General features: G+C 62.7%; 25 protein-coding genes. 17 read left to right on the top strand and 8 right to left on the bottom strand.

The annotated features are described in order from the left end of the window. Window positions 1–219: 219 nt before the first annotated feature. A complete protein-coding gene (locus VOI21_RS05660; RefSeq protein WP_323768599.1) occupies window positions 220–930 on the bottom strand; it encodes a PAS domain-containing protein in 711 nt (236 codons plus the stop codon). 211 nt (window positions 931–1,141) lie between these two features. Here VOI21_RS05660 and VOI21_RS05655 point away from each other — a divergent pair, with 211 nt between their 5' ends. From VOI21_RS05655 to VOI21_RS05645, 3 genes are read left to right on the top strand one after another with little or no spacing between them, the layout of a single operon-like run. Then, window positions 1,142–2,032, top strand: coding sequence for a YicC/YloC family endoribonuclease (locus VOI21_RS05655; protein ID WP_323768597.1), 891 nt, complete (start codon window positions 1,142–1,144; stop codon window positions 2,030–2,032). A 7-nt stretch (window positions 2,033–2,039) separates the two neighbouring features. Continuing rightward, complete coding sequence (gene gmk, locus VOI21_RS05650; protein WP_416358957.1) at window positions 2,040–2,690, top strand: guanylate kinase; 651 nt, start codon at window positions 2,040–2,042, stop codon at window positions 2,688–2,690. Then, the gene (locus VOI21_RS05645; RefSeq protein WP_323768594.1) at window positions 2,687–3,208 is read left to right on the top strand and encodes a gamma carbonic anhydrase family protein; all 522 of its coding nucleotides are present in this window, start codon (window positions 2,687–2,689) and stop codon (window positions 3,206–3,208) included. Before gmk ends, VOI21_RS05645 begins: the two co-directional genes overlap by 4 nt. A gap of 39 nt (window positions 3,209–3,247) precedes the next feature. Here VOI21_RS05645 and VOI21_RS05640 read toward each other — a convergent pair whose 3' ends face one another. Further along, entirely contained in the window at window positions 3,248–3,763 is a 516-nt protein-coding gene (locus VOI21_RS05640; protein WP_323768592.1) for a hypothetical protein, read from the bottom strand. A 298-nt stretch (window positions 3,764–4,061) separates the two neighbouring features. Between VOI21_RS05640 and VOI21_RS05635 the strand changes: the two genes are divergently transcribed. The 10 genes from VOI21_RS05635 (at window position 4,062) to tsf (ending at window position 15,008) form a co-directional block, all read left to right on the top strand. Continuing rightward, the gene (locus VOI21_RS05635; protein WP_323768590.1) at window positions 4,062–5,099 is read left to right on the top strand and encodes a sensor histidine kinase; all 1,038 of its coding nucleotides are present in this window, start codon (window positions 4,062–4,064) and stop codon (window positions 5,097–5,099) included. Window positions 5,100–5,375: 276 nt separating this feature from the next. Beyond that, on the top strand, window positions 5,376–6,416 hold the full coding sequence (locus tag VOI21_RS05630; protein ID WP_323768588.1) for a substrate-binding domain-containing protein: 1,041 nt from the start codon (window positions 5,376–5,378) through the stop codon (window positions 6,414–6,416). 107 nt (window positions 6,417–6,523) lie between these two features. Continuing rightward, window positions 6,524–7,996 carry a phosphate ABC transporter permease subunit PstC gene (pstC, locus tag VOI21_RS05625; RefSeq protein WP_323768586.1) on the top strand — a complete coding sequence of 491 codons (1,473 nt, stop codon included), beginning with the start codon at window positions 6,524–6,526 and terminating at the stop codon, window positions 7,994–7,996. After that, window positions 7,996–9,327, top strand: a complete 1,332-nt coding sequence (pstA, locus tag VOI21_RS05620; RefSeq protein WP_323768584.1) for a phosphate ABC transporter permease PstA — start codon at window positions 7,996–7,998, stop codon at window positions 9,325–9,327. The genes pstC and pstA overlap by 1 nt, the downstream gene beginning before the upstream one ends. Before the next feature lie 31 nt (window positions 9,328–9,358). Beyond that, window positions 9,359–10,156 carry a phosphate ABC transporter ATP-binding protein PstB gene (pstB, locus tag VOI21_RS05615; RefSeq protein WP_323768582.1) on the top strand — a complete coding sequence of 266 codons (798 nt, stop codon included), beginning with the start codon at window positions 9,359–9,361 and terminating at the stop codon, window positions 10,154–10,156. Next, window positions 10,156–10,908: a phosphate signaling complex protein PhoU gene (gene phoU, locus VOI21_RS05610; RefSeq protein WP_323768580.1), complete on the top strand. Its 753-nt coding sequence runs from the start codon at window positions 10,156–10,158 to the stop codon at window positions 10,906–10,908. The genes pstB and phoU overlap by 1 nt, the downstream gene beginning before the upstream one ends. Window positions 10,909–10,912: 4 nt before the next feature. After that, window positions 10,913–11,602, top strand: a complete 690-nt coding sequence (phoB, locus tag VOI21_RS05605; protein ID WP_323768578.1) for a phosphate regulon transcriptional regulator PhoB — start codon at window positions 10,913–10,915, stop codon at window positions 11,600–11,602. A gap of 140 nt (window positions 11,603–11,742) precedes the next feature. Then, on the top strand, window positions 11,743–13,044 hold the full coding sequence (locus tag VOI21_RS05600; RefSeq protein ID WP_323768576.1) for a HupE/UreJ family protein: 1,302 nt from the start codon (window positions 11,743–11,745) through the stop codon (window positions 13,042–13,044). Window positions 13,045–13,228: 184 nt separating this feature from the next. Continuing rightward, entirely contained in the window at window positions 13,229–14,005 is a 777-nt protein-coding gene (gene rpsB / locus VOI21_RS05595; RefSeq protein ID WP_323768574.1) for a 30S ribosomal protein S2, read from the top strand. Between the two features lie 127 nt (window positions 14,006–14,132). Next, complete coding sequence (tsf, locus tag VOI21_RS05590) at window positions 14,133–15,008, top strand: translation elongation factor Ts (RefSeq protein WP_323768572.1); 876 nt, start codon at window positions 14,133–14,135, stop codon at window positions 15,006–15,008. Window positions 15,009–15,613: 605 nt separating this feature from the next. Here tsf and VOI21_RS05585 read toward each other — a convergent pair. The 4 genes from VOI21_RS05585 to VOI21_RS05570 all read right to left on the bottom strand — a co-directional run bounded on the left by VOI21_RS05585 (window position 15,614) and on the right by VOI21_RS05570 (window position 19,814). Beyond that, window positions 15,614–16,378, bottom strand: a complete 765-nt coding sequence (locus tag VOI21_RS05585) for a LuxR family transcriptional regulator (RefSeq protein WP_323768570.1) — start codon at window positions 16,376–16,378, stop codon at window positions 15,614–15,616. Further along, window positions 16,375–16,818, bottom strand: a complete 444-nt coding sequence (gene aroQ, locus VOI21_RS05580) for a type II 3-dehydroquinate dehydratase (protein WP_323768568.1) — start codon at window positions 16,816–16,818, stop codon at window positions 16,375–16,377. The genes VOI21_RS05585 and aroQ overlap by 4 nt, the downstream gene beginning before the upstream one ends. A gap of 330 nt (window positions 16,819–17,148) precedes the next feature. Beyond that, window positions 17,149–18,492, bottom strand: a complete 1,344-nt coding sequence (locus tag VOI21_RS05575; protein WP_323768566.1) for a flagellar biosynthesis protein FlgA — start codon at window positions 18,490–18,492, stop codon at window positions 17,149–17,151. Window positions 18,493–18,590: 98 nt separating this feature from the next. Beyond that, window positions 18,591–19,814, bottom strand: a complete 1,224-nt coding sequence (locus VOI21_RS05570; RefSeq protein ID WP_323769261.1) for an acyl-CoA dehydrogenase — start codon at window positions 19,812–19,814, stop codon at window positions 18,591–18,593. Window positions 19,815–19,915: 101 nt separating this feature from the next. On the opposite strand from VOI21_RS05570, the gene VOI21_RS05565 reads away from it, so the two are divergent. From VOI21_RS05565 to VOI21_RS05550, 4 genes are all read left to right on the top strand, one after another. Continuing rightward, window positions 19,916–20,806, top strand: a complete 891-nt coding sequence (locus VOI21_RS05565) for a LysR substrate-binding domain-containing protein (protein ID WP_323768564.1) — start codon at window positions 19,916–19,918, stop codon at window positions 20,804–20,806. A gap of 52 nt (window positions 20,807–20,858) precedes the next feature. Further along, window positions 20,859–21,755, top strand: a complete 897-nt coding sequence (locus tag VOI21_RS05560; RefSeq protein ID WP_323768562.1) for a PfkB family carbohydrate kinase — start codon at window positions 20,859–20,861, stop codon at window positions 21,753–21,755. After that, a complete protein-coding gene (locus VOI21_RS05555; protein ID WP_323768560.1) occupies window positions 21,752–22,666 on the top strand; it encodes a pseudouridine-5'-phosphate glycosidase in 915 nt (304 codons plus the stop codon). The genes VOI21_RS05560 and VOI21_RS05555 overlap by 4 nt, the downstream gene beginning before the upstream one ends. Before the next feature lie 78 nt (window positions 22,667–22,744). Next, the gene (locus VOI21_RS05550; protein WP_323768558.1) at window positions 22,745–23,527 is read left to right on the top strand and encodes a DUF502 domain-containing protein; all 783 of its coding nucleotides are present in this window, start codon (window positions 22,745–22,747) and stop codon (window positions 23,525–23,527) included. A gap of 96 nt (window positions 23,528–23,623) precedes the next feature. Here the strand turns inward: VOI21_RS05550 and VOI21_RS05545 are convergent, their stop codons facing one another. Further along, window positions 23,624–24,664, bottom strand: coding sequence for a patatin-like phospholipase family protein (locus tag VOI21_RS05545; RefSeq protein ID WP_323768556.1), 1,041 nt, complete (start codon window positions 24,662–24,664; stop codon window positions 23,624–23,626). Window positions 24,665–24,754: 90 nt separating this feature from the next. Beyond that, the gene (locus VOI21_RS05540) at window positions 24,755–25,528 is read right to left on the bottom strand and encodes a 3-hydroxybutyrate dehydrogenase (protein WP_323768554.1); all 774 of its coding nucleotides are present in this window, start codon (window positions 25,526–25,528) and stop codon (window positions 24,755–24,757) included. Between the last annotated feature and the right edge of the window lie 290 nt (window positions 25,529–25,818).

Below are 25,818 nucleotides of genomic sequence, written 5' to 3'. Positions count from 1 at the left end.
GAATAAATACGCCTCCGCAGGACACTGCGGGGGCGTCTTTCGTTTCTGGGAACTGAGGCTGACGATAGACCTCTAGGTGTCTGGGAGCATCGTTTGTCCAATGCGGGGGACGGCCGACGCTCACCGGCAACAGCCGCTTGCGCCGCCTTCGGAAACAAAAAAGCCCCGACCTTTCGGTCGGGACTTTCCCTCTCTCGCGTCCCTGTCAGAGCCGCAAAATCAGTCGTTGCTAACCACGAGGCGCAGATGGCCCTGCGATCCTTTCGCCGGTTCGGCCAGGGGCGGCGTCGCGGGCGGGCGCGACACAAAACGCGCGGGTTCTTCCTGCAGGGTCTGCGTTTCGGGCTGTTTCACAGGGGCAGGCACAGCGGAGATTTCCTTGCCCGACAGCGCCGGGGTCACTTCGACGTGGCGCAGGGTGAACCGGCGCGGCGTTCGGCCGATGCGGCCTTGGCTGACCAATGCGCCAAGCGCGCGGGTCTGGTCGCCAAAATCAGAGCGCAGCGGCAACAAGATCATATGCGCCTCAAGGTCCGGTTTCCCAAATCCACCCTCGGCTGCCAGATCAAGTCGCACGATGGCCGGGTCGGCAAAAAGTCTGGTCACCGCTTCGCCAAAACGTTCCCGGTCCGTCGGGGCGATCAGGCAGGACAGCGGCATCCCGGCGATCTGCATCCCCATGATGTCATTCAGATGCGTGCCAGCCACGCGAATCTTGGCCATGCTGGCCGCAATGCGCTCCATCAAAAAGGCGTTCTCCAGCGCGTCTTCCATACCGCGCGGGTCGATCTGGCTGCGCATCGGCACCGCATCCTTGGCGCACAGCCCGTGCCAATAGGCCTCAACCTGTCGCAGCGGCGCCAATCGGCGCATTTTCTCGCGCTCCGTCATCGAAACGATGCCCTTGCCCTTACCGCCTTTGCCCAACATGCCTGACTCCTGTCGTCCGGTGCGGCATGGCAAGGCCCGTTGGCCATCCAGCCTGCTTAATTGAAGTTACTGAAACGTTACTAGCAGAGGTTCTTCTCAAATTCGTCCCAATTCTTCGGCGAAGGTTAACGGATCGCCCAAAAACTAACCCTGACTTGCACCCGGCAGCGTCTGCCGATACCCCGGTTCGCAAGACTGCGGAGGGTGCTTGATGCGGCAATCTATGACGGGCTTTGCAAGCCAGAGCGGACAGGGACTGGGCCGCAGCTGGACATGGGAACTGCGCGGGGTCAACGGCAAGGGGCTGGACCTGCGGCTGCGGATACCCGACGGGATCGACGGGCTGGAGGCCGGGGTGCGGGCGCGCTGTGCGGCGGACCTCAAACGCGGCAATCTGCAAATTTCGTTGAAACTGGCCGCCGAAGAGGCCGAGGGCGGCCTGCGGCTGGATGAGGCGCAGTTGAAGGCCGTTTTGGCCGCCATGCACCGAATCGAGGCGGACGCCATGACCGAGGGCCTGTCGCTGGCCCCCTCGACGGCGGCGGACATCGTCGGGTTGCGCGGGGTGCTGACGGCAGAGGTGCCAGAGGCGGACCCGGCGGCGCTGGCCACCGCGCTGTTGGCGGATTTCGATGGTGCGCTGGCAGAGTTTATCGCCATGCGCCGCTCCGAAGGCGCGGCGCTCAGTGCCATTCTGACCGGGCAGTTGGCCGAAATCGCGGCGCTGGTCGATGAGGCGGCCTTGGCCGTGACCGACCGCCAGCCGCAACAGGCGGACCGCCTGCGCGAACAACTGCGCCGTGTCACTGAAAATGCCGATAGTGTCGACGCGGCGCGCATCGCGCAGGAACTGGCGGTCATCGCCGTCAAATCCGACATCACCGAGGAAATCGACCGGCTGCGCGCCCATATCGCCGCCGCGCGCGATCTGCTGGCGGCTGAGGGCGCCGTGGGCCGCAAGTTCGACTTTCTCATGCAAGAGTTCAACCGCGAGGCAAACACGCTATGCGCCAAGTCCGGCGACACGCGGCTGACGCAGGCGGGACTGGCGCTGAAGACGGTCATCGACCAGATGCGCGAACAGGTTCAGAACGTGGAGTGACCCGGACATGAACATGACCCAGACACGGCGCGGCCTGCTGATCATCCTGTCCTCGCCCTCTGGCGCGGGCAAATCCACCCTGTCGCGCCGCCTGCTGGAATGGGACCCGTCGCTCAGCTTTTCGGTCTCGGCCACCACGCGCAAGCCACGCCCGGGAGAGATGGACGGCAAGGACTATCACTTCATGTTCGAGGACGCCTTCAAACGCACCGTCAATGAGGGCGGGATGCTGGAGCACGCGCACGTCTTTGGCCATTTCTACGGCTCGCCCCGCGCGCCTGTAGAAACCGCCATCGGACAAGGGCGGGACGTGCTGTTCGACATTGACTGGCAAGGCGCGCAGCAGATCGTGAACTCCGGTCTGGGGCCGCACACGCTGTCGGTCTTTATCCTGCCGCCCTCGATTGCCGAATTGCGCCGCCGTCTGGTGGGCCGGGGGCAGGACGCCGCCGATGTGATCGCCAAGCGGATGCAGAAAAGCTGGGATGAGATCAGCCATTGGGGCAGCTACGATTACGTTCTGGTCAACGATGATCTGGAGGCGACGCTGGAGCGGCTCAAGACCATCGTGATCGCGACGCGGCTGCGCCGCTCACAGCAACCGGGGCTGGTGGACCACGTCCGCAGCCTGCAAACCGAATTCGAGGAACTGTCATGACGTTGTACGCTTTGGACGGGGTCGCCCCGCAACTGGCTGATGATGCATGGGCCGCACCGGACGCCAATCTGATCGGCAAGGTTGTGCTGGAGGCGCGTGCCTCGGTCTGGTTCGGCTGCACCCTGCGCGGCGACAATGAGGAAATCCGCGTCGGCGTTGGCTCCAACGTGCAAGAGAACGTCGTTTGCCACACCGACATGGGCTATCCGCTGGTGATCGGGCAGGGCTGCACCATCGGGCACAAGGTCATGCTGCACGGCTGCACCATCGGCGACAACAGCCTGATCGGCATGGGGGCCACGATCCTGAACGGCGCGAAGATCGGCAAGAACTGCCTGATCGGGGCCGGATCTCTGATCACCGAGGGCAAGGAAATCCCCGACGGCAGCCTTGTGATGGGGATGCCCGGCAAGGTGGTGCGGCAACTGGACGAGGCCGCCATAGAGGGGCTGCGCAAATCGGCGCTGGGGTATCAAGCGAACGCCGCGCGCTTTGCCGCCGGACTGAAGGCGGTTTAGCACCAGCCTGTCTAAAAAACGGGCCGCAACAGCCCTTGGTCAGTCCCGCGCCTGAACGATCTGATCCGCATGGATCGTCGGCAGCAGGGCCTCGCGCTGTTCGGTGTGCAACCCCTCGGACCGCCACCTGCCATCCCGCAAGACCATCCGCATAAAGCCTTTGAAACGGGGCACGGCAAGCACGCATCCCCGCAGGATATAGGTCTCGTGAAAGCCGACGATCTGCTGTTCATCGAGGTCCACAAAATAGGCACCACGGCAGACGCGATGGTATTCGGAAATGCCCATGGTGTTAAAGCCATGCCGCGCCGCACGGGCCACTGTCAGCCATTCCTCATGGGTGTCGATCAGCCGCGCAGCGTCTAGCGCGGTGATGCGGTTCGGCACGGAAATGCGGGTCGTCAGAGCGGTCCAGTCCCGGTTCCAGAAGTGCTCATTGATCTCGTCAATCACCGCCTGATAGTGGGCCATGGCCTCAGGGACCGAGCTTTCCAGAATCTCTTCACTGGAAAGTCCGTTGTGGATAGGAGTGATCCCTTTGAAGTCTGTTGTCATCCGCAAGGAGTACTCCGAATTCTGTGTCGGCTGGGTCGTAGTTGCTATTCATATTCAAAGATAGACAATCATCGTGATAAATTATGTCGCAGGAGGGGCGGGGCTGGCGGGATCACGCCTATCGACCGTTGCAGGTCGATGCGATAAGGAGCCGTCGCAACGACGGATCCTTCGGGGGATGAGATGAACGTGACACAGCACTGTCCTGCGGACAGGCCGGGACCGGTGTGTATGACCTTGTCTGTAAAGAATTTCTCATGTTCACGGTGCGTCACCGCCGGTCCGGGGAAGCCCTGAAGTGCCGGCGTTTATCTCTGGCTTTGTGGATGCGGTGCCATTGCCCGCGCTGGTGATCCGTTCTGATGAACGGATTGAGGCCGCCAATCCTCTGGCCCAGACCTTGCTGGGATCGGGGATTGTCGGGCGGCATTTCATCACCGCCCTGCGTCAGCCGCAGCTGCTGGACGCGATCGAGAACAGCTTGCGGGACCGCGCACCGCGCGCTGCCGACTACATGGGCAACGACGGGCGGCAGGACACCACCTTTCGAGTGGCGGTGCGCCCGGTGGAGCTGCCCATCGGGGCGGCGGTGCTGGTCAGCTTTGAGGATGTGACCCATGCCGAACAACTGATCCAGATGCGGCGCGACTTTGTGGCCAACGTCAGCCACGAACTGAAAACGCCGCTGACCGCGCTGATCGGCTTTATCGAGACGCTGAAAGGCCCGGCGCGCAACGATCCGGTGGGGCAGGCGCGGTTCCTGAACATCATGGAGGCCGAGGCCCACCGGATGAACCGGCTGGTCAGCGACCTGCTGTCCCTCAGCCGGGTCGAGGCAGATGAACGTGTCCGCCCGACAGAACGTCTGAACCTAGCCGATTTGATCCTTGCCACCATCAGCGGGCTGTCACCGCTGGCGCAAGAGGCGGATGTCACGCTACAGCACGATCTGCCCGACACCCGTGTGGTGATCCCCGGAGATCAGGACCAATTGCATCAGGTGCTGACCAATCTGGTCGAGAACGCGATCAAATATTGCGGTGCGGGCACCAGCGTAACGGTGCGGCTGGGGGCACCGGACTATGCTCCGGGCCTGCGCGAGCAGGCCGTGACGCTGGTCATTCAGGACACGGGGCCGGGGATCGACCCGATCCATCTGCCGCGCCTGACGGAACGGTTCTACCGCATCGACAACCACCGCTCACGCGAGATGGGTGGCACCGGACTGGGGCTGGCCATCGTCAAGCACATCATCAACCGTCATCGCGGGCGGCTGAAGATCGAAAGCGCATTGGGGCAGGGAACCCGATTCACCATCACATTGCCGGTGAAATGACCTCGCTTGCGGGCGTCTCGATCCCAACCATGTAACAGTCTCTGGCCGGTGGGTCCGGGACCGTGTCCTGTCAGATATGGTAGTGCAGGGTCACATGAGGTTGCATTGAGGCTCCCGACACCCGCTGTGGATGAAATTCTTGGGTGACATAACGTCAACTTCGGTGACGTCATAAAACCGTTACATGAACGTCACAAAAGCATAGCGTCGGGCCTTTAGCGGTCCGGGACAAGGTCATCGTGGGGATGATCGATTCCTAAGTTCACGGAGCTTTCCATGAAATTCGCTAAACTGACCGCCTCCACTCTGGCGATTGCCGCTGTGTCCGCCACCTCTGCTGTCGCGCGTGACAACATTCAGGTTGCTGGATCTTCGACCGTTCTGCCCTATGCCTCGATCGTGGCAGAAGCCTTTGGTGACAATACCGACTTCCCGACACCCGTCGTTGAATCGGGTGGCTCCTCCGCCGGGCTCAAGCGTTTCTGCCAGGGCGTTGGCGAAGAGCACACCGACGTTGCCAACGCGTCGCGCAAGATCCGCGAAAAAGAGATCAAGGCCTGCGCCGAAAACGGCGTGACCGACATCATCGAAGTGCGCATCGGCTATGACGGCATCGTCTTCGCCTCGCAGCAAGGCGGCCCCGCCTACACCGCCTTCACCCAGTCCGACATCTTCAACGCTCTGGCCCCCAAGGTCATGGTTGACGGCGCGCTGGTCGACAACCCCTACACCAAATGGTCCGACTTCAACGCTGATCTGCCCGACGCCGAAATCCTCGCTTTCATTCCCGGCACCAAGCACGGCACCCGCGAAGTCTTTGAGGAAAAAGTCATCGCGGTCGGCTGTGAAGCCACCGGCGCAATGGCGGCCATGATCGACGCTGGCATGTCCGAAGACGATGCCGAAGATGCCTGCCTTGAGGTCCGCACCGACGGCCGTTCGGTCGACATCGACGGCGACTACACCGAAACGCTGGCCTCCATCGACGCCAACGTGAACGGCATCGGCGTGTTCGGTCTGGCGTTCTACGAGAACAACACCGACAAGCTGAAGGTCGCCACCATGGCCGGTGTCGCACCCTCGACCGAGACCATCGCATCGGGCGACTATCCGGTGTCGCGTCCGCTGTATTTCTACGTGAAGAAAGCGCACATCGGCGTGATCCCCGGCCTGAAAGAGTATGCCCAGTTCTTCATCTCCGACGAACTGGCAGGCCCCTCCGGCCCGCTTGCCAACTATGGCCTCGTGTCCGACCCCGAGCTGGGCAAGATCCAGCAGATCGTCGCGGACGAAGTCGTCATGGGCGGCGGCATGTAATCGACCCGTACAGGGTCGATAACGCCAGAGATGATCGGAGGCGGCATATTTTCGCCGCCTCCCTTTCCTTTTAGGACCTTTTCACAACTACAGACTTCGGGGGGCATATGCCTGTTTTCTGGCTCATCGTGATCGTGCTCGCGCTGGCGGTCGTAGGATTTATCCTCGGCCGGTCTCGCGCGATGCAAAGCGCCGGGGGCGACAGACGAGAGCTGCACTCGCTGCCGACCTACTATGGCTCGAACGTGGCGCTGAAATCGCTGGTTCCGGCCATGCTGCTGATGATCGTCTGGCTGATCGCTCAGCCCTTTGTCGTCAACAATATCGTGTCCGGCATGATCCCGGACAGCCAGATTTCCGAAGGCTCCAGCCGCGGGCTGGTGCTGGCCGAGGTGCGCCGCACCGCCGACGGGCTGGACAATGCGGTTGCTCTGGGTGCCATGTCCAAAGACATGGCCGATCGCGGCAACGCGGATCTCACCGACATCACCGCCCGTCTGAAAGAGGCGGGGCAGGTTGTGACCAACCAGATCACGCAGCCGGTTCTGCACGCCGCGCAGCGGTATCGCGCGCTGAATGCCACCGGCAACTGGATCATGACCGCGCTTGTCCTGCTGGTCACCGTCGCGGGCGGTCTATGGGGGCTGCGCGAAACCAATGCCGACTTCCGGGCCCGCAACGTGGTGGAACAGGGCGTCATGGCGCTGTTGATGGCCGCCGCCTCTATCGCGGTGCTGACCACCATCGGCATCGTGTTCTCGCTGATCGGCAACACATGGGTGTTCTTCAAGCTCTATCCCGCCGGCGACTTCTTTACCCTGCTGGAATGGGCGCCCAGCTTTTCGGGCCGGGGTGGATCGTCCAGCCTGGGGGTGCTGCCGCTGCTCTGGGGGACGTTCTATATCTCGATCGTGGCGCTGCTGGTGGCGGTGCCCGTGGGCCTGTTCGCCGCCGTCTACCTGTCGGAATATGCCTCTCCGGCGGTGCGCAGCATTGCCAAGCCGATGCTGGAGGTGCTGGCCGGTATCCCGACCATCGTCTACGGTCTCTTTGCCCTGCTGACCATCGGCCCGATGCTGCTGACGGTCTTTGGCCCGGACGCCGCCGGATGGATGGGCGGGCAGCGCGCGGTGATCACCGCCGGTCTGGCGATGGGCATCATGCTGATCCCCTTTGTCAGTTCGCTGTCCGACGACATCATCAACGCGGTGCCACAGGCGATGCGCGACGGCTCTTACGGGCTGGGCGCGACGAAATCGGAAACCATCAAGCAGGTGATCCTGCCCGCCGCCTTGCCGGGCATCGTGGGGGCGATCCTGCTGGCCGCCAGCCGGGCCATCGGTGAAACCATGATCGTGGTGCTGGGGGCAGGGGCCGCCGCGCGGCTGTCGCTCAACCCCTTCGAGGCGATGACCACCGTGACCGCCAAGATCGTCAGCCAGTTGACCGGCGACAGTGACTTTGCCTCGCCAGAGGCGCTGGTGGCCTTCGCCCTTGGTATGACCCTCTTTATCCTGACGCTGGGGCTGAACGTCTTCGCCCTCTTCATCGTGCGCAAATATCGGGAGCAGTACGACTAATGACCGACGCAAGCATGGACACACCGACCCCGCGCCGGAAGAAGATCTCGCTGGTCGCCGAGGACGCGCGCACGAAAAAGCGCAACGCGGCGGAAAAGCGGTTTCAGGCCTACGGCATCGGGGCCATCGCCATCGGCCTTTTCTTCCTGCTGGTGCTGGCCGTCTCGATCCTGCGGTCGGGTATCCCGGCCTTCACCACCACGGTGGTCAGTGTCGAGTTCACCCTGCAACAGGAGGAATACGACGCCGCCGAAAAACAGCTGTTCAAGACCAAGGCCTATTCGAACTACTTCATCACTGCCTTGCAGGCCAACCTTGAAGGGCAGGGCATCAAGGTCTCTTTCGACGAGGCCGCGATCGAGCGCATCATGGGCAAGATCGGCAGCACGCTGCGCGAATACTACCGCGCCAATCCCGACAAGCTGGGAGAGCCGGTCGACTTCAGCCTCAGCGCATCGTCGCGCGTGGATGGCTATTTCAAGGGCCGCGTGACCCGCGAGGGTATGAAGGACAGCCGCTTTCTGATGAAGGCCGACCTTGATCTGGTCGACGCGCTGGCCGAGGCCGGGATCGTCACCACCACCTTTGACTGGAACTTCATCACCGGGGCGGACTCGGGCGTGGACAACCCCGGCGGGGCCGGTATCGGCGCCTCGGTCGTGGGATCGTTCTTCATGATGCTGGTGGTGCTGTTTCTGTCGCTGCCCATCGGTGTCGCCGCCTCTATCTACCTAGAGGAGTTCGCCCCGCAGAACCGCTGGACCGATCTGGTCGAGGTCAATATCTCGAACCTCGCCGCCGTGCCGTCGATTGTCTTTGGTATCCTTGGTCTGGCGGTGTTCATCCAGTTCGCGCACCTGCCGCAGTCCGCGCCGCTGGTGGGTGGTCTGGTGCTGACGCTGATGACCCTGCCAACCATCATCATCTCGACCCGCGCCTCGCTCAAGGCGGTTCCGCCGTCGATCCGCGACGCGGCGCTGGGGGTGGGTGCCTCCAAGATGCAGTCGGTCTTTCACCACGTGCTGCCCTTGGCGATGCCGGGTATCCTGACCGGCACCATCATCGGTCTGGCGCAGGCGCTGGGGGAAACCGCGCCGCTGCTGCTGATCGGCATGGTGGGCTTTGTCGCCCGTGGCTATCCCGACGGGTTCATCAGCGGGTTCATCGATCCCAACTCGGCGATGCCTGCCCAGATCTACACATGGGCCGCGCGCGCCGACGCCAGCTTTTATGAAAAGGCCTGGGGCGGTATCATCATCCTGCTGATCTTTCTGCTGACCATGAACATTATCGCCATCATTCTGCGCCGCCGCTTTGAGCGCCGCTGGTAAGCGCCGGGTGGCAGGACTAGGAGAACACACAATGTACGACGTTTCGAATACGGAGAGCCGCGTGGATCAGCAGGACATCAAGATCAGCGCCCGCAATGTGCAGGTCTACTATGGCACCAGCCAAGCCATCAAAGACGTGAACTGCGAGATTGAGGACAAGACCGTGACCGCCTTTATCGGTCCCTCGGGCTGTGGCAAATCCACCTTCCTGCGCTGCCTGAACCGGATGAACGACACCATCGACATCTGCCGCGTCGAGGGCGACATCTCGATCGACGGTGAGGACATCTACGACAAGCGTGTCGATCCGGTGCAGTTGCGCGCCAAGGTCGGGATGGTGTTTCAAAAGCCGAACCCGTTCCCCAAGTCGATCTACGACAACATCGCCTATGGCCCGCGCATCCACGGTCTGGCCAGAAACAAGGCCGATCTGGACGAGATCGTGGAACGGTCTCTGCGCCGCGGTGCCATCTGGGATGAGGTCAAGGACCGGCTGGACGCGCCGGGCACCGGCCTGTCCGGCGGTCAGCAACAGCGTCTGTGCATCGCGCGCGCCATTGCCACCGAACCCGAGGTTCTGCTGATGGACGAGCCGTGCTCGGCGCTGGACCCCATCGCCACCAGTCAGGTCGAGGAACTGATCGACGAATTGCGGCAGGAGTATTCGGTGGTCATCGTCACCCACTCGATGCAACAGGCCGCACGAGTCAGCCAGAAGACCGCGTTCTTTCACCTTGGACATCTGGTGGAATACGGCGACACCAGCAAGATCTTTACCAACCCGGTGGACAGCCGCACCGAAAGCTACATCACAGGGCGGATCGGATAATGAAAGAGCTCAAGCAACATATCGCCAGCGCGTTTGACCGTGATCTCGAAGGCATTCAGGCCAAGATCATGAAGATGGGTGGCCTTGCCGAGGCCGCCATCATGAGCGCCGCCAAATCGCTGGAAACACGCGACGAGGATCTGGCCAATGAGGTGCGCCGGGGCGACGCCGCCATCGACGCGCTGGAGGAAAGCCTCAACGAAGAGGCCGCCCGCGTGATCGCCCTGCGCGCGCCCACCGCCTCGGACCTGCGGATTGTCCTGTCGGTGATGCGCATGTCGGCCAACCTTGAACGGATCGGCGATCTGTCCAAGAACATGGCCAAGCGCACGACCGTTCTGGTGCAGATGCAACAGATCGGCGGCACCTCGCAATCGCTGCGCCGGATGGCGCGCGAGGTCGAACTGATGCTCAAGGACGCATTGGATTCCTACATTCAGCGTGACGAGGCCAAGGCGCTGGACGTGATCGAACGCGACCGCGACGTCGACCAGATGTACAACACGCTGTTCCGCGAGTTCCTGACCTTCATGCTGGAGGACCCGCGCAACATCACCGCCTGCATGCACCTGCATTTCATCGCCAAGAACATCGAGCGGATGGGCGACCATGTGACGTCGATTGCCGAACAGGTCGTGTTCCTGACCTCCGGGCGCAAGCCCGAGGATATCCGCATCAAAGATGACCGCACCTCGACCGACGTCAGCCTATCCATGGACGCGCTGGACGACGGCGGGGACAGTGAGGACTGAACATATGCCCGCAGATCAGCCAACGGTTCTGGTGGTCGAGGATGAGGCCGCCCAGCGAGAGGTGCTGACCTACAACCTCGAAGCAGAGGGTTTTCGCGTCGCGCGTGCCGAAAACGGGGAAGAGGCGCTTGTCCTGATCGAAGAGGAAAACCCGGACATCATCGTGCTGGATTGGATGCTGCCCAATGTGTCCGGGATCGAGGTCTGTCGCCAGATCAAGACCCGGCCAGATACGCGCAACGTGCCGATCATCATGCTCTCGGCCCGCTCGGAAGAGGTGGACCGGGTGCGCGGGCTGGAAACCGGGGCGGATGATTATGTGGTCAAGCCGTACTCGGTGATCGAACTGATGGCCCGCGTCCGCGCGCAACTGCGCCGCGCGCGGCCTGCGGCGGCGGGTTTGCGGCTGGAGTATGAGGACATCATGCTCGATTCCGAAACCCACCGGGTCACCCGCAACGACAAGCCGCTAAAGCTGGGCCCGACCGAATTTCGCCTGCTGACCACCTTTATGGAAAAACCGGGCCGGGTCTGGTCGCGTGAGCAGCTGCTGGACCGCGTCTGGGGCCGCGACATCTATGTCGATACGCGCACCGTGGACGTCCACATCGGGCGGCTGCGCAAGGCGCTGTGCCAGCAAGGCGGCACCGACCCGCTGCGCACGGTGCGTGGCGCGGGGTATGCACTTGGCTGAGGGCTGATCCCGGAAACGACTAGGGGCCGGACCGCGCGCGGTCCGGCCTTTTGCATTTTTGCCCGTCCACGGTCAGCATTTGCTTGAACTCAGCGGCCACTGCGTCATCTTGCAGGGAAATCCGCTTTTTCGAGGCTCTCATGGTACGCTTTCTTTTCGCTGTTTTCGCACTGCTTGTTTCGATCTCTACCGCCTCCGCGCATGAGGTCCGCCCCGCCATCGGCGATCTGTCCACCAAGGAGGGCGCGGTCTCGCTGGTCCTGCGTCTGAGCATGGAGCCGGTGCTTGCGGGCGTCGATCTGGAGGGCGTCGAGGATACCAACGACACCGACCGCGCCGACGCGGTCGACCGGATGCGCGAACTGGACCCGGCGGCGCTGAAGGCCGAGATCGAGACCGCCATGGACGGCGTGCTGAACCAGATTGGCGTTGCGGCGGACGGAACCGACCTGTCCCTGACGGTGACAGAGATTCAGGTCGACGACGTGCCGCAGATCGACCTGCCGCGCGAATCCCGGCTGTTCCTGACCGGCGACCTGCCCGGCGATGCACAGGTCCTGACCGTCACATGGCCGTCGGACTATGGCACCCTGATCCTGCGCCAGATCGATGTCGAAGACGGCTTTACCGGCTATCTGACCGGCGGCACCTCCGATCCCATCGCCATTGGCGGCGGCGACGCGATGTCCGGTATCGGCACCTTTGGTTACTACATCCCCGTCGGGTTCGAACACATCCTGCCGATGGGTCTGGACCATATCCTGTTTGTGCTGGGGCTGTTCTTTCTGTCCACCCGGCTTGGCCCGCTGCTCTGGCAGATCTCGGCCTTTACGCTGGCCCATACCGTCACGCTTGCGCTTGGCGCGCTGGGATATGTCACCATCCCCGGCAGCATCGTAGAGCCGATCATCGCCGCCTCCATCGTCTATGTCGCGGTCGAAAACATCGTCTCGGACAAGCTGCACCGCTGGCGGCCCTTGGTGATCTTTGTCTTTGGCCTGCTGCACGGACTGGGCTTTGCCTCGGTTCTGGGGGAGTTCGGCCTGCCTGCGGATCAGTTCATCCCGGCGCTCATCGGCTTTAACGTCGGTGTCGAACTGGGCCAGTTGACGGTGATCGCCATCGCCTTTCTGCTGGTGTTCCTCGCGCAGCGTGTCGATGAGGGGCGCACCGACCTGCGCACCGGCCAAGTGGTCTATGGCATCCTTGCGCTGGCCTTTGTCGGCTTTGGCTTTGTGCTGAACGGACCGGGATTCACCGAAACCATGGGCGCGGGCGCACCAGTGTTCCTGTGGCCGCTGGCCGGTCTCAGCGTGCTGTGCCTGCTGTCCGCGACCTTTGTCAACGACGTGCGCGCCTATCGTCATTTCGTCGCTGTTCCGGCCTCTCTGGCCATTGCCTGCGTCGGGGCCTACTGGTTCGTCGAACGGGTTTTCCTGTAATCCGACCGTCGATCGACACTAGCCGGGGCAGGGGGCTTGCGCCCTGCCCGGACCTGCTGTAAAGGCCGCTCCACGTACTCCGCAGGCGGGGGCGGGCGCTTTGGGGGAGACATCCCCAAACGTCCACCGGTTGAGGCATCCGCCTTGATCCCCCGCCAAGGCATAAACCGGAAAGGATAGAAGCATGGCTCTTCCCGAGTTCAACATGCGTCAGCTGCTCGAAGCTGGCGTTCACTTTGGCCACCAGACGCAGCGCTGGAACCCCCGCATGGGTGAGTTCATCTACGGCGCGCGCAACGGCATCCACATCATGGACCTGACGCAGACCGTTCCGATGCTGGACGCGGCGCTGAACGCGATCCGTGACTGCGTTGCCAAAAACGGCCGCGTGCTGTTTGTCGGCACCAAGCGTCAGGCCGCTGTTCCGATCGCCGAAGCCGCTGAAAAATGCGCCCAGTATTACATGAACCACCGTTGGCTGGGCGGTACGCTCACCAACTGGCAGACCGTTTCCAAATCGATCAACCGCCTGCGGGAAATCGACGAAAAGATGGAAACCGGCGCCGAGGGCCTGACCAAGAAAGAGCGTCTTGGCATGGAACGCGATCAGGCAAAGCTGCAGGCGTCGCTGGGCGGTATCCGTGAAATGGGCGGCGTGCCGGACATGCTGTTTGTCATCGACGTCAAGAAAGAAGCATTGGCCGTGGCCGAGGCGAACAAACTGGGCATCCCGGTTGTCGCCATCGTCGACACCAACTGCTCGCCCGCTGGCATCGACTACATCATCCCCGGCAACGACGACGCGGCCCGCGCCATTGCGCTGTACTGCGACCTTGTCAGCCGCGCTGCGCTGGACGGCATGACCGGCCAGATGGAAGCCGCAGGCATCGACCTTGGCGCGCTCGAAGACGCACCTGTCGAAGAGACGCTGGTTGAGGCTGGCGAGAAGGCGGAAGGCTGATAGCCTTTCCCGGGCCGTGTCGCAAAAGCGATACACGCCCATGACATGAGGGGTGGCCAAAGCCGCGGGTTTCAGACCGGCGGCGGCCACCCGACCTCCTGCAATGAGACGATGAGGAGAGCCAACCATGGCGATCACTGCTGCACAGGTTAAAGAACTGCGCGAAATGACTGGCGCAGGCATGATGGATGCCAAGAAGGCGCTGGTAGAAACTGACGGCGACATGGAAGCGGCCATTGACTGGCTGCGCACCAAGGGTCTGGCCAAGGCGGCCAAGAAATCCGGTCGTACCGCAGCCGAGGGCCTTGTGGCCGTCGAGGTTGCCGGTGGCAAGGGTGTGGCTGTCGAGGTCAACTCGGAAACCGACTTTGTCGCCAAGAACGCCGACTTCCAGAAGATGGTTGGCGGAATCGCCAAGGCCGCGCTGGGTGTTGCGGACGTCGAGGCGCTCAAGACCGCCGACATGGGTGGCAAGCCCGTGGCCGACGTGATCACCGACAAGATCGCCACCATCGGCGAGAACATGTCCCTGCGCCGCATGGCGTTGGTCGAGGGTGACGTTGTGGCGGCCTATGTCCACAACGCGGCCACCGACGGCATGGGCCAGATCGGTGTTCTGGTTGCGCTCAAGGGCGGCACCGAAGAGTTCGGCAAGCAGGTCGGCATGCACATCGCAGCCATGAACCCGGCGGCCCTGAACGAATCCTCGCTCGACCCGGCTGTGGTCGAGAAGGAAAAGCAGATCCAGATCGACATCGCCAAGGAATCGGGCAAGCCCGACGCCGTGATCGAAAAGATGATCGTTGGCCGCATGAAGAAATTCATGGCCGAAGTGACCCTGATGGGCCAGCAGTTCGCGCTGGACACCGACAAGACCGTCGAGCAGGCCGCCAAGGACGCGGGCGCAGAGGTTCTCGGCTTTGTCCGTATGCAGGTCGGCGAAGGCATCGAAAAGGTCCAAGAGGACTTTGCCGCCGAAGTGGCCAAGGCCGCACAGGGCTAAGCCTGAGGCTGCAACCTGCCTGATCTTTGAAAAACCAAAAGCGCCCCGGACATGGTCCGGGGCGTTTTTGAGTCCGGGTCAGATCGAACTGCGCAAGCGCTAGGCAATCTCCCGCCGGTATGTGGCTCTGCGGCAAAGCAGGGTTGCGGGACGGCCTGTGGCCCATCATGTTGACTGTAACAGCGTTGGAAATTGACCGGACCCCGGACCGGCCAACAGGCGCAAAGGACAGGGCAGGGCGCAGGAATTGGATTCGGGGCCCCCGGTGAGACATTGGGGATGAGATCCAGGGACCCCGAAAAGGTGCTGGCCGACGGAAGCGGTAATTGCCCCGTCGAACCAGCGTCCGGCTTACACCGGTGGCGCCACATGGCCCGGAAATTCGCGGGTTGCGGCTCCTTCGTTCCATGGCCAAAGCCACCACTCACGGAACAAGTGAACAATCGCAATTAACCTTTGGTAAAGGAAGTACGGATTTCCTGACCAAAGAGTAAACTGCCCTGAGTCACGCAAAAATCACGCAACGGCGCCGGATAAAGCCCCATTGTGTCAAGGGATTACCCCTAAGTTCGCCCTGTTCCACCGCACGCGCGGTCACAGACCGCTTATTGTGCTGCGAGGATATACATTTGGTTGTGAAACGCCGCTTTGGCCACAGCCTGCGCCGTTGTCTCGACGTTCAGCGTCTCTCGCGCAAGGCGCAGGTGCTTTTCGATGGTGGCCTGCGTCAGCCCCATGATCGTCGCGATGTCCTGCATCGTCTTGCCGTCGCCGACCCATTCCAGCGCCTCGCGCTGGCGCGGCGTCAGGTTCTGTCCCGCCAACGGCAGCGGCAGAGTCATGATCTTGAGATGCACCAGATTGTTCAGCAGGATGATGTCCTGCCCATGCTTCTCCCAGATCGCATCGGCCTCATCCTGATTGAGTTCCGGTCGCGTGGTCAGTGAGATCGCCCCCTTGGCGCGGTGTGACACCGACTGAAAGCTGATCGTATAGCCCGCGTGGACCTTGTGCTGCAGGTTGAAGGCGACAACCTTGGCCGCCTTGTCGTCCAGCGTGCCCTTGTTGATCTGCTCGGCCAGCGCGCGCCAGCTACAGTGGCCTTCGTTCTCCAGAGCCCAGCGGACCATTGGCGCGTACCGATACAGCCCGTCCTCGACAAAGCCCTTGCGGTAGGCGGGCGTGTGGTTGGTCAGCACGATAAAATCGTTCGGATCGCCAAAGCTGGTCGCCGTCATGAAACGCGTAAAGCCATAGATCAGCCGATCAAAGCCATAGCTGTCCATCCGCGCGCAGTGCATTTCCCATAGTTCCTGCACGTCATGGGCGTTGGTCACTTCGATCAGGTAATCTCTCAGCTCGGGGGTCATGACCGCGTCTCCAGAAAGCCCAGCAGGGCGTCGATGGCCAGCTTATAGCCGTTTGCACCAAATCCCGCTATGACGCCGATGGCCACGGGCGCGATATAGGATGTGTGGCGAAAACTCTCGCGGGCATGAACGTTCGACAGGTGCAATTCCACCGTCGGCATGTCCGTTCCTTTGATCGCGTCCATCAGTGCAATCGAGGTGTGCGTATAGGCACCGGCATTCAACACGACGCCGGCGTGTTTACCGCGCGCCTCGTGGATATGAGTCACCAGAGCGCCCTCATGGTTGGATTGCGCGCAGGTCACATCGACACCCAGCGTCTTGCCATGGGCGACACACATCGCTTCGACATCGGCAAGGGTTGTATGCCCGTAGATCTCCGGCTGGCGCGTCCCCAGCAGGTTGAGATTGGGGCCATTCAGGACAAGGATCGAGGTCATGCGCGTCTCCGGTGTTTCACAGTCTGGTAAAGACTGCGGGACGGGGCTGTCCAGTGTCCCGCTTGGGTCCGGTTCGATCTGCTGTCAATCGTTGCGCTGGTGTCGCGAAATTTTTCGTATTTCCTGCTTCTTTTCAGTCGCTTCGCTACCATTCAACCCTAGAGATAAACTTGGGCCGTCAATGCACGCTGGTTTTGGCGCGACCCGGCGGTGCGCTGGCGATTCTCGAAGGTATCAACAACCATGCACTAAGGTCAGGAAACGAGCGTCCGGGGGGCTCTCCGGACGCATCCAATATTTACATAATACTGATTATAAGAGTTCCTGACATCACCTTGGCGCCATCTCCTCTACCTGCCGCTTGCGCAAGGCAACCACATCCAGATCCTCGGTGAACCGGACATCGGACATGCGCACGATCTGATCGCGCGGCACGTCCCGGACCAATTGCACATGATGCGCCAGCCCCATCGGCAAGGCATCCACCGCCACCGATTGCGCCGCCGGGATCGCCTTGGCCCATGTGGCAAAGCCGCCTTCGCCGTCCAGGTATTCGCCAGCTTTCAGATCGCGCTTGGCTGTGGCAACGGCGTCGCCCCGGAAGGTCATGGAACTGCCTGTCGGTTCCCCCCGCAACACGGCAGACAGCACCGAAACGCTGGTTTCCAGCCCGATCAGGTGGAACGGCCGCCACATAGAGCCATACCACCCGCTGTCATCGGTCAGCAGCCCGTATTGCTCGAAACAGCCGCGCGCATAGTTATCCGGTGCGCGGAACGTCACGAACATGCCGTACTGGATGTTGTTCATCACGCGGCGGCCGTCCGGCTCCATGCTGGCGGCAATGTCCACAAGCCCCGCTTTCGGCAGTCGCCCGCCCTCGCTGGCCGGTTTGAAAACGCCCGCCAGATCGTGCAGCCCGGACGGGTAAAACGCCAACCCGTCATCAGGGCAATCCAGCCCGGTGCCATTGGCCACCGCGGCCATTTCGATCGCCGCCTTGGTGCCGTCGGTGAACGAATTGTACATCTTGGGGTTAAAGTCGCCCTTGGCGACAAACTCTTCGGACCAGCCGAAATAGCCCCAGACCGTATCGGGCGTACTATAACGGTATTCCGGTCTAAAATTCATACCCTTACCGGCGGATGTTAATTCAAACCCGCAGGACCGGACCCAATCCACCAGCTCACAGATAAAGGCGGGTTGATCGCCGTAGGCCATGGAATAGACCAGCCCCCGCTCCCGTGCCATGCGTCCAAGGATCGGGCCGACCATCACGTCTGCCTCGACGTTGACCATGACGATATGCTTCATCCCCTCGATGGCCGCCAGCGCATGGCGCGTGCCCGCCAGCGGATGGCCGGTCGCCTCGATGATGCAGTCGATCCCGTCGAAATCGCAGAGCGCCTTGGCGTCATCCGTCACAAAGGTGCGTCCGGTATCCATCGCGTCGGACAAGGAGGTGGCGGCGTATTCCTCGGCCTCCCAACCGGTGCGCGCCAGCGATGCGCGCACCTTGCCCGGATCAAGATCGGCCACGCCGACAACGTGATAGCCGTCGATCTTGCGCGCCTGCGCCAGCACCATCGACCCGAACTTTCCGGCGCCGATCAGGCCCACACGCACCGGTTTTCCCTGACCCGCCCGCGCGGTCAGCATTGCATGCAAATTCATCGCCTGTCCTCCCTGTGGCAGGCCGATAACACGCCCTCAAACGCAAAAGGGCAAGGCCTGCGCCCTGCCCTTTTTTCAACGAACCACGCGCACCGAGGTCAGAAAAACGCCTGCAACCCGGTTTGTGCCCGGCCAAGGATCAGCGCATGCACGTCATGGGTGCCCTCGTAGGTATTCACGGTCTCTAGGTTCATCATGTGGCGGATCACCTGAAACTCGCCAGAGATGCCGTTGCCGCCGTGCATGTCCCGCGCCATCCGCGCGATGTCCAGCGCCTTGCCGCAGTTGTTGCGCTTCAGGATCGAGATCATCTCGGGTGCGGCCTTGGCCTCATCCATCAGTCGGCCCAGCCGCAGGCAGCCTTGCAGCCCAAGCGCGATTTCGGTCTGCATGTCGGCCAGTTTCTTCTGGAACAATTGCGTCTGCGCCAGCGGTTTGCCGAACTGTTTGCGGTCCAGACCGTATTGCCGCGCCGCGTGCCAGCAGAACTCCGCCGCGCCCAGAGCGCCCCAACTGATGCCGTAACGGGCTCGGTTGAGACATCCAAAAGGCCCTTTAAGCCCTTGAACATGCGGCAACAACGCCTCTTCACCCACCTCGACGCCTTCCAACACCACTTCGCCGGTCACAGAGGCGCGCAGGCTGAGTTTGTTGCCCACCTTGGGCGCGGACAGACCTTTGGTGCCTTTCTCCAGCACAAAGCCGCGGATCTTGCCGTCATGGGCGTCGGATTTGGCCCAGATCACAAAGACATCCGCGATCGGGCTGTTGGAAATCCACATCTTGGAGCCGGTCAGACGATAGCCGCCGTCGATCTTTTCAGCGCGGGTCTTCATGCTGCCCGGATCGCTGCCAGCGTCCGGTTCAGTCAGGCCAAAGCAGCCGATCCATTCGCCGCTGGCCAGTTTGGGCAGGTATTTTTTGCGCTGCTCCTCGGACCCGTAGGCATAGATCGGATACATCACGAGGCTGGACTGCACCGACATCATCGACCGATAGCCGGAATCCACCCGCTCGATTTCTCGCGCGACAAGGCCGTAGGACACGTAGGAACTGCCCAGCCCGCCGTATTCCTCGGGCACGGTGATGCCCAGCAGGCCCATTTCCCCCATCTCGGCAAAGATGCCGGGGTCGACGGTTTCCTGCGCAAAGGCATCAATGATGCGCGGCGCCAGTTTCTCTTGCGCAAAGCTGCGCGCGCCCTCGGCCAGCATCCGCTCTTCGTCCGTCAGTTGATCCGTCAGGCGAAATGGGTCCTGCCAGTCGAACCCGGCCAGATCCGGTGCGTCCTTGGCTTTCAGGGTCGGTTTGGTGGCTGTCATCTCATTCATCGCGGGCTCCTCATGTCCATGTTGCCCGCAGTATAGCTTGCGCGGGCGGAATGAAAAAACGACATTATTGCAGGAATACATGAGGAATCGGAATGCATCTGCCCTCCCTGCCTGCCTTGCGCGCGCTAGAGGCGCTGGACCGTCTGGGCAGCGCCACCGCCGTCGCGCAAGAGTTGAACCTGACGCAAAGCGCCGTCTCGCGGCAGCTCAAGACCCTTGAGGAGCAACTGGGTGCATCGCTTTTCTTGCGCGGAAACAGGGCCTTGCGGCTGACACCTCAGGCGCGCGCCTTTGCCGGGACGGTGCGCGAAACGCTGGACCGGCTGACAGAGGCGGCGATGGCGCTGCGGCTGGACCCGACCGGAGGCGCGCTGAACCTTGCGATCCTGCCCAGTTTCGGGATGCGCTGGCTGGTGCCGCGCCTGCCGGACTTCACCCGCCGCCATCCAGAGGTGACGGTGAACATGACCACCCGCCTGCGGCCTTTCAGCTTCACCACGGAACCCTTTGATGCGGCGCTCCATTTCGGAACCCCGGACTGGCCCGACACCCATCACCTGAGGCTGATGACAGAGACCGTGCAACCGCTGGCCGCGCCCTCACTGCTGCCGGACGGCCCCCTGCCGCTGGAGGCGCTGCGCCGCCTTCCACTGTTGCACATCCAGACCCGGCCAGAGGCCTGGGCGGGCTGGTTCGCGGCGCAGGGCCTACCCCCCGGACCGCTGCCCGGGGCCAGCTTCGACCAGTTCACCGCCATCCTTCAGGCGGCGCTGCACGGCCTCGGCGTGGCGCTGCTGCCCGACTATCTCAGCACGCAGGAACGCGCCGCAGGCACCCTGCGGCCCACGCACCACGCCGCGCCGGTCAGTCTTGGGGCCTATTACCTCGTCTGGCCCGCCGACCGCCCGACGCCCCCGGCGCTGGTGGTTTTCCGCGACTGGCTGGGCCTGTGCGCCGACGAAGACGACCTGTTGCCGCGATGACAGGTCGGATGCGGCTTGCACCGCCCTGCCCTTCGCGCCAAAACCACGCAGTATGACAACCCCTGACCCGGATATCCTTTGCATCGGCTCCGTCCTCTGGGACGTGATTGGCCGTTGCGCAGACCCGATGCTGCAAGGCAATGACAAGCCCGGCCGCATCACCCGTGTGCCCGGTGGCGTGGCGCTGAACATCGCGATGACGCTGGCGGGGCTGGGGATGCGGCCCGCGCTGCTGTCGGTGGTGGGCCGCGATGCCGAGGGCGCGGAACTGGCGCAGGAATGCCGCCGTTTGGGTCTGGACACCACCCACCTGACCTTTGCCGACGATCTGCCCACCGACCGTTACATGGCGATCGAGGCGCCGGGCGGTCTGGTGGCCGCCATCGCCGATGCCCATTCGCTGGAGGCGGCGGGCGCGCGGATCCTGTCGCCGCTGACCCATGGCCCGCTGGGGCACGCGGACAGGCCCTATACCGGGCTGATCGCGCTGGACGGCAACCTGACAGAGGCACTGCTGACAGAGATCGCCGCCCTGCCCGCCTTTGCGATGGCCGACCTGCGCATCGCCCCCGCCAGTCCGGGCAAGGCGACGCGGCTGCACCCCTTTCTGGGCGCCGGGCGCGGCACGTTGTACGTCAACCTCGAAGAGGCCTGCCTGCTCTGTGCAGAGCCGTTTACCAGCGCCGCGCAGGCCGCCGCCGCCTTGGTGGCGCGGGGCGCATCGCGCGCCCTTGTGACCCACGGCGGCAACACCTGTTGCGATGCCTGCGCCGCCATGACCGTCACCCAAACCCCGCCCGCCGTCACCGTGACCCGCATCACCGGCGCGGGCGACACCTTTATGGCGGCGCATATTGCCGCTGAACGGGTTGGCATGGACCGCCCGACCGCCCTGCGCCGCGCGCTGGACGCCGCCGCCACCTATGTATCCGGAGACCTTTCCACATGACCCAGTACACCCGCTCTGCCGCCGTTGCTCAGGCGCTTGACGCCGGTCGCCCCGTTGTCGCGCTGGAAAGCACCATCGTCACTCACGGTATGCCTTGGCCGCAAAACCTCGAGGTGGCCCGCCGGGTCGAGGCGACGATCCGCGACGCCGGGGCCACCCCGGCGACGATTGCCGTGCTGGACGGCACCCTGCATGTCGGGCTTGAGGACGACCAGCTGGAACAGCTTGCGCAGGCAAAACAGGTGGCCAAACTGTCGCGCGCCGACATGGCGGTCTGCATGGCGCGGGGCGGCACCGGATCGACCACCGTCGCCGCGACGATGATCGCCGCAAAGCTCGCCGGGGTCGAGGTGTTTGCCACCGGCGGCATCGGCGGCGTGCATCGCGGGGCGGAAAATTCCTTTGACATCTCCGCCGATCTTCAGGAACTGGCGCAGACCGCCGTGACGGTCGTGGCCGCCGGGGCCAAGGCGATCCTCGACCTGCCCAAGACGCTGGAAGTGCTGGAAACGCTGGGCGTGCCCGTCATGGCCTACGGGCAGGACCAACTGCCCGCCTTCTGGTCGCGAGAGGCGGGGCTGCGCGCCCCGCTGCGCGCCGACACCGCCTTGCAGATCGCACAGGCGCACCGGATGCGCGCGCGTCTTGGCCTGCCCGGCGGGCAGCTCATCGCCAACCCGATCCCCGCCGAGGCAGAGATCCCCCGCGCCACGCTGGCCCCGATCATCGCCGAGGCGACCCGTGACGCGCAGACCCACGGAATCGCCGGCAAGGCGCTGACACCCTACCTGTTGCAGCGCATCTATGAATTGTCCGATGGCCGCTCGCTCGAGGCGAATATCGCGCTGGTTCTGAACAATGCGCGTCTGGCTGCGGCAATTGCGCTGGAATTGAGCAGCCTGCCCGCCTGATCGCCCGGATTGCGCTTCCGCCCATTGTAGACCGGGCGCGATCCGCCTACCTTCAAACGGATCGTCCCGGGACCTGCGATGACAACGCCATTTGACTCGACTTCCTCTCCGAAACGCGCGGGGCTGCTGACGCGGCTGCGCAATTCGTTCCTGACCGGTATCGTGGTGATCGCGCCGGTTGGCCTGACCGTCTGGCTGATCTGGACGGTCGTCGGCTGGGTCGATGGCTTTGTCTGGCCGTTTGTGCCGGACTCCTATCAGCCCAACGCCCTGCTCAATCGCTGGATGACCGGGCCGGACGGGCCGCGTGTGCCATGGCTGTTTGACCTGCTGGACCGCAATAACGATGGCCGGATAGAGGTCAACGTGCGCGGCCTTGGCGTTGTTGTCTTCCTGATCTTCACCGTGCTGGTCGGCTGGATCGCCAAGGGGCTGATCGGCCGGTCAATGATCACCTTCGCCGAAAGCCTTGTTCAGCGGACACCCGTGGTGCGCTCGATCTATTCCGGGCTCAAGCAACTGGCCGAAACCATCTTTGCACAGAGCGAGCGCAGCTTTGAAAAGGCTTGCCTGATCGAATACCCGCGTACCGGAATCTGGGTGATTGGATTCATTTCGACCCAGGCCAAGGGCGAGGTGGCGAAAAAGGTGCTCCCCGAGGGTGAGCTTATGTCGATCTTCATTCCGACCACGCCCAACCCGACCTCGGGGTTCCTGTTGTTCCTCCCCAAGGAAGACGTGATCGAACTGGAGATGTCGCTGGAGGATGCGGCCAAGCTGGTGATCTCTGCCGGGCTGGTCTACCCCAACGGGCAGGACGCCAAACAGGCGCTGGAGGCGCAGTTCCGACAGGCGTCCTGAGCGGCCATTTCCTAACAGTTTGTGAATCCGTCTCTGGAAGCCATTGATTTTATTCAGGTGGCTTGCTGTCCACATGTGGACAGCAACCAAGGCTGCTCAATTGAACATGGCCCGCAGGTCCGCCGTTTGACGTGCCCCCAGATCGCCCAGATGGACCTCCAGAAACCACCCCGCCGCCCGCCGCCCCGCCTCTTTCAGCTGAGCAATCACCGTGGGCACCGGCACCGATTTCGTGGCCACCGACAGCGAATTCATCAGCGCATCATCTGCGATCATATGGACCCGCACGTCCTTCATCGTGCCCGGCTGCAAGGCTCCGCTGTGCAACAGCCGCTGAACAAATTCGATCGCCCTCAGATCGCGCAGCAACGCCGAATTAAAGCTGATCTCATTGATCCTGTTCTGGATCTCCGGCGGGCTGACCGGCGGCTTGTCCCGCAGCAGAGGGTTGATGTTCACCACCACCACATCATCCGGCAGATGCGGCGCAAAAAACGGAAACAGCGCGGGATTGCCGGTGTAGCCGCCGTCCCAAAAGGGTTCGATATTGCCAGTCAGCGGGTCCTCAAGCTCGACCGCCTGAAACATCGTCGGCAGACAGGCCGAGGCAAGGATCGCCTGCGTGGTGATCGCCTCGCCTTTGAAGACGCGGATCTTGCCGTCTCGGACCTGCGTGGCGCAGACAAAGAACTCTGGCTCGCTGTGGGCGCAGACCTTGCCGAAATCCAGCCGCTCGACAATCCGTTCCAGCGGGTTGCGATAAAGCGGCCCCCAGGCATAGGGCGACACCATACGCGTCATGGCGTCGCCAACGCTGTAGGGCAGCGAATATTCAAGGCTCTTGCTGATCAGGCCGGGCTGCGGCAGCCATGCCTGCATCCAGTCCGGCAGCGCCTCATCCTTGAGCGCGCCGATCTGCTCCCAGACCCAGTCGAGGTTGTCCTTTGCGGCCGTTGCACCGCCACTCAGCAGCCCCGCCTTGACCGCAGCCCCGTTGAGCGCCCCCGCTGAGGTGCCAGAGATAGCCGCGATCTCTATCTCCGGCGCTTCCAGCAGCCGGTCCAGCACGCCCCAAGTGAACGCGCCATGCGCGCCGCCACCCTGAAGGGCGAGATTGATCCTCACCGGCTTTGCCATTGCGCGCTCCACTGTATGTCTGAGTTTTTTATGTCGATCTGCAAACCGGGAGGGATGGACCAAGCGCCCCATCCCCCTGCCCGTTTCAGATCAAAGTGCGGTCCAGCCGCCGTCCACGCTGATCGTGGTGCCGGTGATCTGCGCCGCTGCGTCGGAGCACAGGAAGACCGCCGTGCCGCCCATCTGTGCGACCGTGGCGAACTCCTTGGAGGGCTGCCGCTTCAGCATGACCTCACGGATCACCGTTTCCCGGTCCATGCCGTATTCCTTCATCGTGTCGGGGATCTGCGCCTCGACCAGCGGGGTCAGAACATAGCCCGGACAGATCGCATTGGCGGTAATCGGCTCTTCTGCCGTCTCCAACGCCACGGCTTTGGTCATGCCGACGATGCCGTGTTTGGCGGCGATATAGGCGCTCTTGTAGGGTGACGCCGTCAGGCCATGCGCCGAGGCGATGTTGACCACCCGGCCCCAGCCCGCCTTGCGCATCATCGGCAGTGCTGCGGCGGTGGTGTGAAAGGCGGAATTGAGGTTGATGGCGATGATCGCGTCCCATTTCGCGACCGGGAATTCGTCAATCGGCGCGACATGCTGGATGCCCGCGTTGTTGATCAGGATATCGCAGGTGCCCGCCTTTTCGATCAGCGCGCGCGCCTCGTCGCCCTTGGACATGTCGGCCTGAATATAGCGGACCTCGACGCCATGTTCTTCGGCGATGCTCTTGGCCAGATCGTGATCCTCGGCCCGGTCGGTGAAGGAGTTGATCACCACCGAGGCCCCGGCGCGGGCCATTTCATGCGCGATACCCAGACCGATGCCTGAGTTCGATCCGGTGATGACGGCGGTTTTTCCCTGAAGCGACATGTATGCCCCCGATGTAGTTGAGTTTGCATGTGCAGCATAGGCCCGCGGGCGACGGTATGCACCTGCTCAATCCATGCCCGCTGACACAAAATAGTCAGCGCACTGGCGGGTTGCCGCGGATCGGTCGGCAGTGCGTCACAGACTGCGTTTTGTGGGGGACGGTTGCCTGCCATTTAGGCAGGACGCCGAACAAAAAAAGACCCCGGCACAAGGCCGGGGTTCAGTCATTGAGGCAGGTTTCATACAGGCAAGAAACCTATCGAGCAGTGCCCTTGTTATAAGCGTTTCGT

This window comes from Antarctobacter sp. (genome assembly GCF_034670325.1).
Lineage (GTDB): Bacteria > Pseudomonadota > Alphaproteobacteria > Rhodobacterales > Rhodobacteraceae > Antarctobacter.
Note: the sequence above shows the minus strand (reverse complement) of the source record. Positions and strands in the feature narration are given on the sequence as shown.

What these genes read in the sequence shown, in the direction of transcription:
- VOI21_RS05660 (WP_323768599.1), bottom strand. Translation starts at nt 930, where the DNA reads ATGTTGGGCAAAGGCGGTAAGGGCAAGGGCATCGTTTCGATGACGGAG.
- VOI21_RS05655 (WP_323768597.1), top strand. Translation starts at nt 1,142, where the DNA reads ATGCGGCAATCTATGACGGGCTTTGCAAGCCAGAGCGGACAGGGACTG.
- gmk (WP_416358957.1), top strand. Translation starts at nt 2,040, where the DNA reads ATGAACATGACCCAGACACGGCGCGGCCTGCTGATCATCCTGTCCTCG.
- VOI21_RS05645 (WP_323768594.1), top strand. Translation starts at nt 2,687, where the DNA reads ATGACGTTGTACGCTTTGGACGGGGTCGCCCCGCAACTGGCTGATGAT.
- VOI21_RS05640 (WP_323768592.1), bottom strand. Translation starts at nt 3,763, where the DNA reads ATGACAACAGACTTCAAAGGGATCACTCCTATCCACAACGGACTTTCC.
- VOI21_RS05630 (WP_323768588.1), top strand. Translation starts at nt 5,376, where the DNA reads ATGAAATTCGCTAAACTGACCGCCTCCACTCTGGCGATTGCCGCTGTG.
- pstC (WP_323768586.1), top strand. Translation starts at nt 6,524, where the DNA reads ATGCCTGTTTTCTGGCTCATCGTGATCGTGCTCGCGCTGGCGGTCGTA.
- pstA (WP_323768584.1), top strand. Translation starts at nt 7,996, where the DNA reads ATGACCGACGCAAGCATGGACACACCGACCCCGCGCCGGAAGAAGATC.
- pstB (WP_323768582.1), top strand. Translation starts at nt 9,359, where the DNA reads ATGTACGACGTTTCGAATACGGAGAGCCGCGTGGATCAGCAGGACATC.
- phoU (WP_323768580.1), top strand. Translation starts at nt 10,156, where the DNA reads ATGAAAGAGCTCAAGCAACATATCGCCAGCGCGTTTGACCGTGATCTC.
- phoB (WP_323768578.1), top strand. Translation starts at nt 10,913, where the DNA reads ATGCCCGCAGATCAGCCAACGGTTCTGGTGGTCGAGGATGAGGCCGCC.
- VOI21_RS05600 (WP_323768576.1), top strand. Translation starts at nt 11,743, where the DNA reads ATGGTACGCTTTCTTTTCGCTGTTTTCGCACTGCTTGTTTCGATCTCT.
- rpsB (WP_323768574.1), top strand. Translation starts at nt 13,229, where the DNA reads ATGGCTCTTCCCGAGTTCAACATGCGTCAGCTGCTCGAAGCTGGCGTT.
- tsf (WP_323768572.1), top strand. Translation starts at nt 14,133, where the DNA reads ATGGCGATCACTGCTGCACAGGTTAAAGAACTGCGCGAAATGACTGGC.
- VOI21_RS05585 (WP_323768570.1), bottom strand. Translation starts at nt 16,378, where the DNA reads ATGACCCCCGAGCTGAGAGATTACCTGATCGAAGTGACCAACGCCCAT.
- aroQ (WP_323768568.1), bottom strand. Translation starts at nt 16,818, where the DNA reads ATGACCTCGATCCTTGTCCTGAATGGCCCCAATCTCAACCTGCTGGGG.
- VOI21_RS05575 (WP_323768566.1), bottom strand. Translation starts at nt 18,492, where the DNA reads ATGAATTTGCATGCAATGCTGACCGCGCGGGCGGGTCAGGGAAAACCG.
- VOI21_RS05570 (WP_323769261.1), bottom strand. Translation starts at nt 19,814, where the DNA reads ATGACAGCCACCAAACCGACCCTGAAAGCCAAGGACGCACCGGATCTG.
- VOI21_RS05565 (WP_323768564.1), top strand. Translation starts at nt 19,916, where the DNA reads ATGCATCTGCCCTCCCTGCCTGCCTTGCGCGCGCTAGAGGCGCTGGAC.
- VOI21_RS05560 (WP_323768562.1), top strand. Translation starts at nt 20,859, where the DNA reads ATGACAACCCCTGACCCGGATATCCTTTGCATCGGCTCCGTCCTCTGG.
- VOI21_RS05555 (WP_323768560.1), top strand. Translation starts at nt 21,752, where the DNA reads ATGACCCAGTACACCCGCTCTGCCGCCGTTGCTCAGGCGCTTGACGCC.
- VOI21_RS05550 (WP_323768558.1), top strand. Translation starts at nt 22,745, where the DNA reads ATGACAACGCCATTTGACTCGACTTCCTCTCCGAAACGCGCGGGGCTG.
- VOI21_RS05545 (WP_323768556.1), bottom strand. Translation starts at nt 24,664, where the DNA reads ATGGCAAAGCCGGTGAGGATCAATCTCGCCCTTCAGGGTGGCGGCGCG.
- VOI21_RS05540 (WP_323768554.1), bottom strand. Translation starts at nt 25,528, where the DNA reads ATGTCGCTTCAGGGAAAAACCGCCGTCATCACCGGATCGAACTCAGGC.